The sequence below is a fragment of the Capnocytophaga sp. oral taxon 336 str. F0502 genome, assembly GCF_000411575.1.
GTDB classification, from domain to species: domain Bacteria; phylum Bacteroidota; class Bacteroidia; order Flavobacteriales; family Flavobacteriaceae; genus Capnocytophaga; species Capnocytophaga ochracea.
This window is the reverse complement of record NZ_KE150489.1, coordinates 521,902-535,029: the sequence shown is the minus strand read 5'-3', so window position 1 is coordinate 535,029 and position 13,128 is coordinate 521,902. Positions and strand designations below refer to the sequence as shown.

Annotated in this window: 8 protein-coding genes; 5 read left to right on the top strand and 3 right to left on the bottom strand. The window is 39.3% G+C overall.

Annotated features, from left to right (window positions below):
• Positions 1–95: 95 nt before the first annotated feature.
• Together HMPREF1528_RS05705 and HMPREF1528_RS05700 are read right to left on the bottom strand one after the other, a co-directional pair.
• Positions 96–1,370 carry a sensor histidine kinase gene (locus tag HMPREF1528_RS05705; protein ID WP_016479000.1) on the bottom strand — a complete coding sequence of 425 codons (1,275 nt, stop codon included), beginning with the start codon at positions 1,368–1,370 and terminating at the stop codon, positions 96–98.
• A gap of 2 nt (positions 1,371–1,372) precedes the next feature.
• Positions 1,373–2,044 (bottom strand): response regulator transcription factor, encoded by a 672-nt coding sequence (locus HMPREF1528_RS05700; RefSeq protein ID WP_009411863.1) that lies wholly within the window; start codon positions 2,042–2,044, stop codon positions 1,373–1,375.
• A 97-nt stretch (positions 2,045–2,141) separates the two neighbouring features.
• On the opposite strand from HMPREF1528_RS05700, the gene HMPREF1528_RS12610 reads away from it, so the two are divergent.
• From HMPREF1528_RS12610 to lysS, 5 genes are all read left to right on the top strand, one after another.
• A complete protein-coding gene (locus HMPREF1528_RS12610) occupies positions 2,142–2,294 on the top strand; it encodes a hypothetical protein (RefSeq protein WP_016478999.1) in 153 nt (50 codons plus the stop codon).
• Positions 2,295–3,618: 1,324 nt separating this feature from the next.
• Complete coding sequence (locus HMPREF1528_RS05695; RefSeq protein ID WP_002670899.1) at positions 3,619–4,995, top strand: sigma-54-dependent transcriptional regulator; 1,377 nt, start codon at positions 3,619–3,621, stop codon at positions 4,993–4,995.
• An 88-nt stretch (positions 4,996–5,083) separates the two neighbouring features.
• On the top strand, positions 5,084–8,014 hold the full coding sequence (locus HMPREF1528_RS05690; RefSeq protein ID WP_016478998.1) for a glycoside hydrolase family 3 N-terminal domain-containing protein: 2,931 nt from the start codon (positions 5,084–5,086) through the stop codon (positions 8,012–8,014).
• 71 nt (positions 8,015–8,085) lie between these two features.
• Entirely contained in the window at positions 8,086–9,411 is a 1,326-nt protein-coding gene (nhaD, locus tag HMPREF1528_RS05685; protein WP_016478997.1) for a sodium:proton antiporter NhaD, read from the top strand.
• Between the two features lie 391 nt (positions 9,412–9,802).
• Positions 9,803–11,491 carry a lysine--tRNA ligase gene (gene lysS, locus HMPREF1528_RS05680; protein ID WP_016478996.1) on the top strand — a complete coding sequence of 563 codons (1,689 nt, stop codon included), beginning with the start codon at positions 9,803–9,805 and terminating at the stop codon, positions 11,489–11,491.
• 86 nt (positions 11,492–11,577) lie between these two features.
• On the opposite strand, the gene HMPREF1528_RS05675 is transcribed toward lysS, so the two are convergent.
• Positions 11,578–12,897, bottom strand: a complete 1,320-nt coding sequence (locus tag HMPREF1528_RS05675) for a sugar MFS transporter (protein ID WP_016478995.1) — start codon at positions 12,895–12,897, stop codon at positions 11,578–11,580.
• Between the last annotated feature and the right edge of the window lie 231 nt (positions 12,898–13,128).

Sequence of the window (13,128 nt, the reverse complement as noted above, 5' to 3'; positions counted from 1 at the left end):
GTGGTTAATGATTAGTGGTTAATGATTAGTGGTTAATGATTAAAGACTGTCCGAAAAGTTTATGCTGTTTATGTTTTTCGGACAGCCTTTGTTTTTTATTTCTTCTTTAAAGTAAAACAGTGCATTTCCTCTTCAAAACTATACTTCACCTGCAATTGATAACTATCGGCAATAGACTTTACAATAGCTAAGCCTAAGCCGGTGGAAGTAGCGTCCTGTTGCCCTTTGTGGAAGCGCTGAAAAATCTTGTTGGGGTGTAAGCGTATTCCGTCTTTGGCAGTATTCTTCACTTGAAAACAGTTTTCTTCTAAACGGACTTGTATCTCCCTTCCCTTTTCGGTGTATTTAATGGCATTACGCAATAAGTTCGACACGAGTACCGTTGCCAAATCCTTATTCATTTCCACTTGAAAATCACTATCTTCTTTCACCGTAATTTCCAATTCTTTAAAGGCTATTAAATCACTGAGATCTTCTATAATAGTTGCTGTGAGTGCTTGAAACGATATGCTCTCGGCTTGCTTGTATTGGTGATTTTCTATGCGGGTGAGCATCAGTAGCGACTTGTTTAAGTGAGTCATTCGCATTAGTGACTGCTTGACTTCGCTGAGCTGAACTAATTGCTTTTCGGTCAGTGAAGGGTCATCGGTTAATAGTTCTAATTTGTTGAGGGTAATAGCTAAGGGTGTTTGCAATTCGTGTGAAGCGTTCTCAATAAACACTTTCTGTTCTTCAAATACCACTTCGTTGCGTTGCCACATTTGCTGGATATTGTCGTGCAACACGTTGAACTCAATTACATCGGTAACGATGGGCTGTAGTTTGTTTTTATTCCCTACTTCATATTGGCGAATAGCTGTGAGTATCCCCTTGAAAGGCTTCCATATTTTATTGATAACTAACAGATTGACAAGATACATTGAGAGTACCAACACCACATACAATACCCCCAGCGCAATGGCTAAATTGAACAGCAAATCGTCTTTTTCTACCGTAGAGGTGCGTATTTCAAGCGTATAAGGGTTCATATCGCGGTCGTAGAAGCTGGTTTTGAGTACCCTGTATGGCTCGTCTTCATCATCAAAAGGCATATAGAAAAAGGCATTACTAAGAATATTGTGGTCGGAGAAATCTTCTTGCGAAGGGTACACTCTAAAGTCCTCGATACCAAATTCATTTATCTTTAACAGTTCGGGGTGGCGAAGGATATTTTGAATAATAAGCGTCTTCTTGTCTTTCAGTCCGTCATCGATATTGTCGTACACCTCATCTAAAATATAAGCGTAGAACACCGCCGCCCACACCGCCAAGATGAGCAAAAAGGTGAGTGTGAGGTAGCGCAAGGTGTAGTTTTTCAGTGATATTTTCATAGTTATACCAATTTATAACCAATGCCATAAACCGCTTGCAGGTCTATTTCGGCTTCGGCAGTTTTGAGCTTTTTGCGGAGATTCTTTATTTGCGAATAGATAAAATCGAGGCTATCCACTTGGTCGATATAGTCTCCCCAGACGGCTTCGGCAAGGGTAGTTTTCTCCACCAATCGTTCAGGACGAATGATAAAGTAATACAACAGGTCGTATTCCTTTCGGTTGAGAGTAAGCGTTGTATCGCCTACCTTCACGGTACGGGTTTCGGGGAAGAGCTGTACGTTTTTGAGGGTAATCACTTCCTCACCTTGCTGGTTTTTGCGCCGTATAATTGATTTGACGCGAGCCAAGAGTTCGGCGAGGTGAAAAGGTTTTGCAAGATAATCGTCAGCGCCCTTTTCGAGTCCAAGCACCTTGTCCTCTACTGAGTCTTTCGCCGAGATGATAAGCACCGAATGGTTCTTTTTCATCGCCCTAAGCTCGTCGAGCAATTGCATACCGCTACCGTTGGGCAACATAATGTCCAAAAGAATGCAATCGTAGTCGTAGTCGGCAAGTTTAGCTAGCCCCGAAGGGTAGTCTTTCGCTGTTTCCACCAAAAAGTGTTCTTGTTCGAGGAACTGTCGCAGGGTGAGGCGCAGTTCCTTTTCGTCTTCTATAATCAGGATTTTCATACGGGGGCAAAGATAATAAATAATTGCGAATGAAGAAATGATTAATGGTTAATGGTTAGTGGTTAGTTAGCAAATGAGAAAATGAGAAAATGAGAAAATGAGAGAAGTAACTTTTTGGAACATCAACTTTGCCAAAGTTTCAAACTTTGGCAAAGTGTGTGCCGTAAAAAGTGATACATTGGAGGATTCGGAAGGAAACGGAGATTTTCAGAAGAAGGTTAAGGGCGTTTTTGATGAAAAAAAGGTGTAAGGAGGGTGGGGTTAGCTTATAGAGAGCTTATAGGAAGCTTATACGAATCTTGGACGATTGGTATAGAAAGGGTATATAAATAATTGATTCATAATATAATACAACAAGGCTAAAAACGGTAAAAACGGGGTTTCGAGGCGAAAGAAAGAGGAATAGGTGATAGGCCTTAGGCCATAGGCACTAGGGGGTAACATTCCTCTTTACACATACTCCGCTCTCGCTGACTTCCGTTCAAAGGGGAAATGTGGTGGCGGGGAAGCGAAAGAAACCTCCCCCTTACACATACTCCGCTCTCGCGGACTTCCTCAAAGAGGGGGAATGTAGAGACGGGAAAGTAAAGAAATGACGAATAACGAGGGACGAATGGTGAAGGTAATGTGAGGGTGTAGCACAACGGGTAGAGACGAGCTACACGGGCAATTAGTAGAGAATTGACAGAAGGGTAGTGGAGAAAATAGTTCTTTTGTACACTCAGACTTGTGGGATAAGTAGCACTTGTGAGATGAATTTGATGGTTGAATTGAGGTTAAGATGAAAATAAGATGAAGAGAAGGGGAGGAGATGACATTGTATAGGAGGGGTTGGACTGAGGAATGATAGTGTGTAAAAAAAGTTACATATTTACACGTTTTGTGTATAACTACACACTTTGTACACAGGTTACGCACGGGATACTAACAAGTTATCAACAGGTTGTTAATAACTTATTATATTGATAATAAGTATTTTAATGTAGTTATGAACAGATTTACGGTATTTTGGCACGGAATTTTCTATATAGTAAGCGTAAGTTGATAAAACTTATTGTGCATAGTAATAAAATAAATGATTTGTTACAAACAGAAAATGGTTAAAAATTAAATTACTGAAAAAATTGCTAAAAGAAACATTGTTAGATAAGAATCATTAAACAAAACTGTTGTTAAAAATTAAATTTCATTTCATTGTGTTGTTGGGAAACAACTTTTATATTAAGAACATTGCTAAAATTTTAATTGTTTAAACACAATCATTTATTAAACTATTTTAAGACATTCCTTTAAGTTTAGCCAAGCTAGCTTAAAGTACTAACAAATATTGGGAGTTAGTAGTAGTATTTATATTATATGCATTGAAGAAAGACTTTCTTGAAAAAAGAAAGTCTTTTTTTATTAATATAGTATGTTTATTAGAAAAGTTTTGTATATTTGCAAAATTTTTGTCCTGTTTTAAAGAGCGCTTTTTAAACGCACAAAGCTGATGTTCATATTTTTATCATATGATGATAAGTGAGAGAACGGCTAAAAACAGTATATTTTTTAATTTAAAAAGACATATATAAAGTATGAAGAATCCAATTCTTTTAGTAGAAGATGATGTAGTTTTTTCCAAAATGTTAGGTAAATTTTTGGAGCGCAATGGATATGAAGTAGTAAGATGTTATAATTTAGAAGAAGCGGAGAAAAGCCTAAATGCATCGCTAAGTTTAGTATTCACTGATTTACGTTTGCCCGATGGTGACGGTATCAATTTCTTGAAAAAGGTGAAAGAAGTATATCCAGATTTGCCTGTAGTGGTAATGACCAGCTATGCGGAAGTATCGACTGCGGTAGAGGCAATGAAATTGGGTGCTTTTGATTATATATCGAAACCGTTCCAACAAGAGGACGTACTGAATGTTATTAAGAATGCACAAAGCAGTACGCGTACGGCTTCGTTACCTAAGAAGGAAAATGTGAAGGCGGACAACAGCCCTGGCAAAGCTGCTCAGCCTGTTGTTACTAACGAAAATTCATATATAGAAGGTGTAAGTGCCGCTTCTAAAAAGCTGAATAAGTTTATCAGTTTGGTAGCCCCTACGGATATGTCGGTACTCATTACCGGTGAAAGTGGTACGGGTAAAGAGGTGATAGCCAAATCTATTCACTTGAAAAGTGAGCGTCGTAACAAGCCTTTTATTGCGGTGGACTGCGGTGCTATTCCTAAAGAAATTGCATCGAGTGAGTTCTTCGGTCACGTAAAGGGTTCGTTTACGGGAGCAATTACCGATAAGAAAGGACACTTTGAAGAGGCAAATGGTGGTACTATTTTCCTTGATGAGGTAGGAAACCTAAGCTATGACAACCAAATACAGTTGCTACGTGCCCTACAAGAGCGCCGTATTAAACCTATTGGTAGTTCTAAGGAAATAGAAGTTGATATTCGTGTATTGGCAGCTACCAACGAAGATTTATTGGCAGCAGTAGGAAAAGGAGAGTTTCGCGAAGACCTTTATCACCGATTGAACGAGTTTTCGATAAAAGTACCTTCGCTAAGTGAGCGCAAAGACGACTTGATGATATTTGCTTCATACTTCTTGGAAAAAGCAAATGAAAAGCTACATAAGAACGTACAAGGGTTTACTGAAAAGGCGGTACAAAAGATGCTTTTATACACTTGGGGAGGTAACTTGCGCGAACTATCGAACACGGTGAAACGCGCTGCCTTACTCACACAAGGTGATTATATTACCGAAAATGAGTTGCCAGAGCCTGTAATTACCGAAACACGCCATTTCCCTACCGAGCGTTTTTCTTTTTCAACCAAAGAAAACGAGCGTGAACTCATTATTAGTGCGCTACACGAGACCCATAATAATAAAACAGAAGCAGCTAAGCTGTTAGGCTTTACACGTAAAACACTTTACAACAAACTTAAAGCCTATAACATAGACGAATTTTAATAGGTAAAAGGTAAGAGGTAACAAGGTAAAAGGCAAGTAAAACGCCTCTTATCTGTTATTTCTTACCTTTTACTTTTTATCTTAAAAAATGAGAAAGACTTATTTACTAATTACTTTTTTTAACTTATCACTATTTACTACACTTGCCCAGAATAAATCTCCTTTAACAACTATCGATGCCCAAGCACAACAGCAGTGGGTGAACGACACCTATAACAAAATGAGCTTTGATGAAAAGATTGGGCAACTGTTTATGGTATCGGTATTTTCAAGCCATATAGGCACAAAAAAAGCCGAAGAGGTAAAAGACTTCATAAAGAAATACTACATTGGAGGGATTATCTTCTCCAAAGGAGGACCGAAGCGTCAGGCAAAGCTCACTAATGAATACCAAGCACTCTCTAAAATTCCGCTTTTTATGGCAATGGATGCCGAGTGGGGATTGGCGATGCGCTTGGACTCTACTTATGCTTACCCGTGGAATATGACCCTTGGGGCAATCAAAGATAACTATCTTGTAGAACGTACCGGTAGACGCATAGGGTTACACTGCAAACAATTGGGTATGCAGTTTAACTTTGCTCCTGATATTGATATTAACACAAATCCGAATAACCCTATTATAGGAAATCGTTCGTTTGGCGAGGATAAAGAGAATGTAACCCAAAAAGGGCTTGCTTTTACTCGCGGGATGCAGTCGGTAGGGGTGTTGGGCAGTGCTAAACACTTTCCTGGTCACGGCGATACATCTAAAGATTCTCATAAAACTTTACCGCTTATATCTTTCGCCGCTAACCGTATTGACGAGGTAGAACTTTACCCTTTTAAAGCCCTCATCAGAGAAGGAGTAGCTAGCATAATGGTAGGGCACCTTAATATTCCTTCCTTAGAACCTAAAACAGGGCTACCTTCGTCGTTATCAAGTGCTATTATTACTGATTTACTCAAAAAGAAATTAGGTTATCAAGGGCTTATCTTTACCGATGCACTTGGTATGAAAGGGGTATCGGAATACTTGCCCGTAGGCGAAGTGGAAGTAGAAGCCTTCTTGGCGGGTAACGATATTTTGCTGATGCCAGCTAATGTAGCTAAGGGTTTTGAGGCAATGAAGAAAGCCTACCAGAACAAACGCATCAGTGAGGAACGTTTAGCACATTCAGTAAAGAAAATACTAATGGCTAAATACAAAGTGGGGCTCACATCTTTTAAACAGCTAGACGAAAGCACTGTAACCTCGACTTTGCACACGGTAGAAGATGATTTGCTCACTGAGGAACTGTTTGAAAATGCGATTACGGTAGGGCAAAACAAGGAAAATATACTGCCTATAAAAGACTTAGACAAGCGAAAAATAGCCTATGTGAAGTTTGGCAACGACAGTGGTTGGGCGTTTTATTCCACCTTACGCAAATACGCAGAGACCGTGCTTATTGAGCCTAAGAATGAGGCACAGCTATATGAAGCAGTTGAATCTTTTGACACGATTATTATCGGGTTGCACAAACCAGATAAGACCCCTTGGGACGCATACAAGTTTACAGAGAACGAACTGAAATGGTTAGAGCATATTGCTAAGAAAAAGAAGGTAATCCTCGCAGTGTTTACTCGACCCTATGCGATGCTCGACGTGAAAAATATAGCTTCTATTAAAGCTATTGTATTTGCTTACCAAAACCACAAAGTAGCGCAAGAGAAAGCTGCTCAACTCATCTTTGGTGCTATTGAGGGCAAAGGAGTTTTGCCTGTAACAGCACACCCTAACTTACCCGTAGGCACTTCAATTGCTACTCCTAGAATAGGACGCTTAGCTTACGGCTTACCTGAAAGCGTGGGACTCAATTCTCTTAAACTAAAAGAGATAGACAGTATTGCTCTTGATGCCGTAGTACAAAAGATGACGCCAGGGATGCAGGTATTGGTTGCCAAAAGAGGAAAGGTAGTTTATCGCAAGAATTTTGGTACTTTAGATTACAATCCAGCCAATAAAGTGACCGACAACACTATTTACGACCTCGCTTCGCTTACGAAGATATTGGCTACTCTCCCTGAACTGATGCGCCTTTATGTGCGTGGAGATTTCAAACCCGTAGATACTTTTGAGGATTTGCTACCCAAGCTCAAACATACAAACAAGGGAGATATGACAATGAAAGATGTGCTCTCGCACTATGCTCAGTTCCAGTCGTGGATTCCTTTTTACCGAAAAACCTTAGATCTTGATAGGAAACCCTCGCCTGAGTATTACAGCACTACCAAAAGTGATTCCTTCCCTACTGAGGTAGCCAAAGACTTATATCTTAGAGAAGGATATGCTGACAGTATTTATAAAACAATTGACGAGAGTGAGCTTATCAAAGATAAAAAGTACTTATATAGCGACCTCCCTTATTATTATTTCAAGAAGTACATAGAAAAAAAAAACAAGAAGCCCCTACAAGAAATCGTTCAGAAGCACTTTTATAGAGGTTTAGGAGCTTATCAGCTTACTTTTCTTCCTTTGCAACGCTTCTCTCCTGTAAATATTGCACCTGCCGAAGATGAAAAGACCTTTCGTTCTCAGGAGCTTCGAGGGTACGTACACGACCAAGGAGCTGCTCTTTTAGGAGGGGTTGGTGGGCACGCAGGACTTTTTGGAACTGCCGACGATGTAGCCAAAGTGATGCAAATGTACCTCCAACAAGGATATTACGGTGGTACGTGGTTCTTGCAACCTCAGGCCATAAAAATCTTCAACACTTGTAACTACTGTCCAGAAGGTAACCGTCGGGGCTTAGGATTCGATAAACCACAGTTAGGCAAATCAGGTCCTACTTGTGGTTGTGTGCCAATGGATAGCTTTGGACATACCGGTTTTACAGGCACTTTTGCGTGGGCTGACCCCACTAATGAAATAGTAATAGTTATCCTCTCGAACCGCACTTATCCCTCTTCTGACAATAAACTTTTGGTAAACCGATTGGTGCGCCAAAAGATACAAGGAGTGGTGTACCAAGCCCTATCTGCGAATAAAAACTTTTAAAAAGATTTGGTATATAACGAGAAGTTTTAGTACATTTGCGCCACGTTAATTTTTAAAATAGAATTTATTATATGGAAGCGTGGATTATTGCCATTTTTTTCATTGGCTATCTTTGTATTACTACCGAACACCAAATAAAGGTAGACAAAACCATTTCAGCCTTAGCTATGGCTGTCATCTGTTGGACGATACTTAAAGTATTTAACCTTGATGTACTAGAAGTGCTCAACGGAGTGTTAGTACCCGTAGATATAGCTAACAACAGTAATGCTATTGATGAAGCACTACGACATCACTTAGCTGAAACTTCCGAAATACTCTTCTTCTTAATCGGTGCAATGACCATTGTAGAAATCATTGATATGCACCGTGGGTTTGAAATCATCAAGCGGATGATTCGCACCAGAAGCAAAGTAAAATTGCTTTGGATTATAGGTGTTATTGCTTTTTTTCTCTCTGCTATTATCGACAACCTTACTACTACCATTATTCTCATAACCATTGTACGTAAGCTCATACCTGACCAAAAAGAGCGCATTTGGTATGCTTCCCTCATTGTGATCGCTGCCAATGCAGGAGGGGCTTGGTCTCCTATCGGTGACGTAACAACTACTATGCTCTGGGTAAAAAACAAAGTAACCGCTGCTAAATTAGTAGAATACGTACTTATTCCTGCTATTGTATGCTTGATAGTACCTTTGTTAGTTGCTTCGTTTTTACCTGTATTCAAAGGGAAAATAGACACTTCTAACAGCGAAGAGAGTATTACTTACAAGAGCAGTATGCCTGTGTTGGTAATAGGCTTTATCTCTATTATCTTTGTACCTATTTTTAAATCGATTACACACTTACCTCCTTATATAGGGATGCTTTTTTCATTGGCTACTATGTGGTTTATTTCTGAAAAATTAAAACCTATTAGAGAACTTTCATCAACTGATAAGGATAAATTCAGTATTCACCGTGCGATGAGCCGTATCGAGTTTTCCAGCATACTATTCTTTTTAGGAATCCTCTTGGCAGTGGCTTCATTGCAAACTATCGGTACGCTTTTCAACTTTGCACAAACATTGAATGAGACTATCCCAAGTACAAACGTAGTAATTTTGCTCTTAGGTTTCGCCTCTGCTGTAATAGACAACGTACCATTAGTAGCGGCTAGTATGGGTATGTTCCAAGAACCTATGGATAGTGGTCTTTGGCACTACATTGCCTATGCGGCTGGTACAGGAGGTAGCTTGCTTATCATCGGTTCGGCTGCGGGGGTAGTAGCTATGGGTATGGAGAAGATTAATTTCTTTTGGTATGTGAAAAACATCTTATGGATAGCCCTTTTAGGTTTTGTGTTAGGCTATCTTACTTTGGTAAGTTTTGAAGCTTTACACGTTTTTGGATAGCATAAAACGATACATCATATACGAAAGACTGCCTAAATATAATTCTTTAGGTAGTCTTTTTTATAGGTGAACATCAGCATAGTTACTTTTTAGTCTCTCTTTGTGTATTATGGGAGGTGTATAGAGAATATAAAAGTACGTCAATGCACAGTGTTCACATTTAGAAATAACTTAGTATCTTTGCTAGCAAAAGCACATTATGAAGAATTGTTTTACAGAATAAATAGGATTGTAAGGGAGAAGACTCTTAAAACTTTAAATATGAACGTTGTGTTTATTTGCGAATACTATTGTGTAAGTCAAAAAAACGCCGTACTTTTGCACCCTAAAAGTATTCCATTTAATCACTAGCCACTAACCATTTATCATTAAGCGTTAATCATTAAAAAAGATGTTATCAGAACAAGAAATCATTCGCAGAGAAAAACTCTCTAAATTGAAAGAATTGGGGATAAACCCTTATCCCGCTCCATTATATCCGGTTGATACTACCTCTAAGGACGTAGCCAACCATTATGAAGAAGGTAAACAAGTGGTTGTAGCCGGTAGATTAATGTCGTTGCGAGTACAAGGAAAAGCCTCGTTTGCTACTTTGCAAGATAGTGAAGGCACGATGCAATTGTACTTCAACCGCGATGAGATGTGCCCTACCGATGATAAAACGCTTTACAATGAGGTGTTCAAAAAGTTATTGGATTTAGGCGACTTTATAGGTGCTGAAGGAACACTCTTCATCACTAAAATGGGTGAGAAAACCGTATTGGTAAAGAACTTTACGCTACTTTCAAAAGTATTACGTCCGCTACCTATGCCTAAGGTAGATGCCGATGGTAAAGTACACGATGCCTTCACCGATCCTGAACAACGCTACCGTATGCGCTATGTAGATTTGGTAGTAAATCCACAAGTGAAAGAAGTGTTTATCAAGCGCACTAAACTCTTCAATGCTATGCGTCAGTTTTTTAACGATGCAGGATATTTGGAAGTAGAGACGCCTATACTACAAGCTATCCCAGGGGGAGCTAGTGCACGTCCGTTTATCACCCATCACAATGCGTTGGACATTCTGCTGTATATGCGTATTGCCAATGAACTTTACTTAAAACGTCTTATTGTAGGAGGTTTTGACGGGGTGTATGAGTTTTCTAAGAACTTCCGCAACGAGGGTATGGATAGAACTCACAACCCTGAGTTTACGGCTATGGAAATTTATGTGGCTTACAAAGATTATCACTGGATGATGGACTTCACTGAACGCTTAATCGAACATTGCGCTATAGCCGTGAATGGTACTACTAAGGCGACCTTTGGTAAACATACAGTAGATTTCAAAGCTCCTTATCCACGCCTTACGATGACTGATGCTATTAAACAGTTCACAGGCTTTGACATTACTGGAAAGACAGAAGACGAATTGAGAGCCTTTGCACAGTCTATCGGTATTGCGGTAGACGAGGCGATGGGCAAAGGCAAACTGATAGATGAGATATTTGGTGAGAAATGCGAAGGTAACTTCATTCAGCCTACTTTCATCACCGATTACCCCAAAGAGATGTCGCCACTGACCAAAGAACACCGCGACAACCCCGACCTTACTGAACGTTTTGAGTTAATGGTATGCGGTAAGGAGATTGCCAATGCTTATTCGGAATTGAACGACCCTATTGACCAACGTGAGCGCTTTGAAGAACAATTGCGACTCTCAGAAAAAGGCGACGACGAAGCGATGTTCATTGACCAAGATTTCTTGCGTGCTCTTGAATACGGTATGCCACCTACCTCAGGTTTGGGTATCGGTATGGACAGACTCGTAATGTTCCTCACTAATAATGAGAGCATACAAGAAGTGCTTTTCTTCCCACAAATGCGTCCTGAGAAGAAAGAAGTAGAGCTTTCGGAAGACGAGAAAGTAGTGTTTGAGCTTTTAAAAACCTCAGAAAGACTGCTTTTAGATGCTCTCAAAACACAAACGGCATTTTCTAACAAGAAATGGGATAAAGCCATTAAAGGTCTTACTAGTAAGAAAGTAGCGAAAGTAGTAAAAGAAGGAGAAGAACTGTTCGTGGAATTAGCAAATTAACAAATTTGAAAATTAGCAAATTATATACTTAGTCAGAGTCCTTGGACTCTGACTAAGTTTTTTATTGACCATTAACCTTTAATAAATTATTTATTGTTCTTGTAAAAGCCAAAGAAGGCGATATAACCGTAGCAAACTACTAAGGTGAGGAATGATAAGCGGAAACCTATATAGTCGGTAAGGAAACCGTACAGAATAGGCAAGAGTCCGCCACCGACAATCATCGTACAAAGGATACCTGAAGCTTGAGTTTTGAGTTCGTCTATCCCTTCACAAGCAAGTGCAAAGATAGTGGGAAACATCATAGAGTTGAAGAGGCCGATACTTAATAAAGTCCACATTGAGAGCAAACCACCGGTATTGATAGAAAACAAAATAAGAGAGATGGCAACTATAGCAAAAGCAATGAGAACTTTGGCGGGAGCAATCCACTTGATGAGATAAACACTGATAAAGCGTCCTAACATAGCACCTCCCCAGTAGAAAGTGAGAAAAACAGCTATAATAGCCTTGGGGTCGGCTGAGGTTAGATGAGGTTTTCCTGCCAATAAGCCAAGCGTTTCTACAATAAAGCACATAGAGGGGCTCTCTAAAATATCCTTAGTGATGTTCATATTGATGAAGTAGTTTACTGCATAACTTCCTATCACTACTTCAGCACCTACATACAAGAAGATACCTATAGTCCCCAACAGTAAGGGAGTTTTCTTGAGAAGATTCCAATAACTGTCTTTATTTACTTCTTCTTTTATTCTATAAACATAAGGTAATTTAACTACTGCAAAAACAAATGCTAAAGCAAGTGCCCATAAGGCTATATACAAAAAAGGTAATTGTATAGAAAAGGTTTCTTCACGGAAATAAATAAGCTTATCTGTAGTGTCTAAGGCTTCTATTTCAGCTTCTTTTCTTATTTCGTTGCTCAGTAAGTAAGCGGCTCCAAATATAGGAGCAATAGTAGTGCCTATAGCGTTGAAAGCTTGAGAGAAAGTGAGCCGGCTAGGCGTAGTGGCTTCGTCGCCTAAAATCACTATATAAGAGTTCATAGCCACTTGTAGGAAAGTAACGCCACAGCCTAATACGAAGATAGCAGTTAAAAATACCCAATATAAGCGTTCCCCGGCAGCAGGATAGAAGAGCAAAGCACCCAAAGAGATAAGCAAAAGACCTAAGATAATGCCCCGCTGATAGCCTATTTTAGTGAGAATAAAACCTGCAGGGATAGAAAAAAATAGGTAAGACAAGAAGAAAGATAGAAGAATATAGGCTGCATCGGAATAATGCAACTGAAACACATCACGAAGATGAGGTAATAAAAGCTGTATGAGCACTGTTAAACCTCCAAAAAGTAAGAATAAAAGTGCTACCAGAACAAAGGCTTGGGTATGTTTCTTTTGTCTATTCATTGCTGTATGAGCTCGGTTTAGAGCGCAAATCTACTACAAAAGATTAAAAAATAGTTAAAATTTAACACTTTATTTTTGCTGTATACATAACTTTAAGCGTACAACATACTTGTACTTAATGCTTTATGTGTAAGTAGAATCCTTGTTAATAAATATGTTAGAAAATATTTTGACAAATCTGTTGGGGGATATCAAAAAAGTTAGTAACTTTGCTCCGAATAAATAGTATTT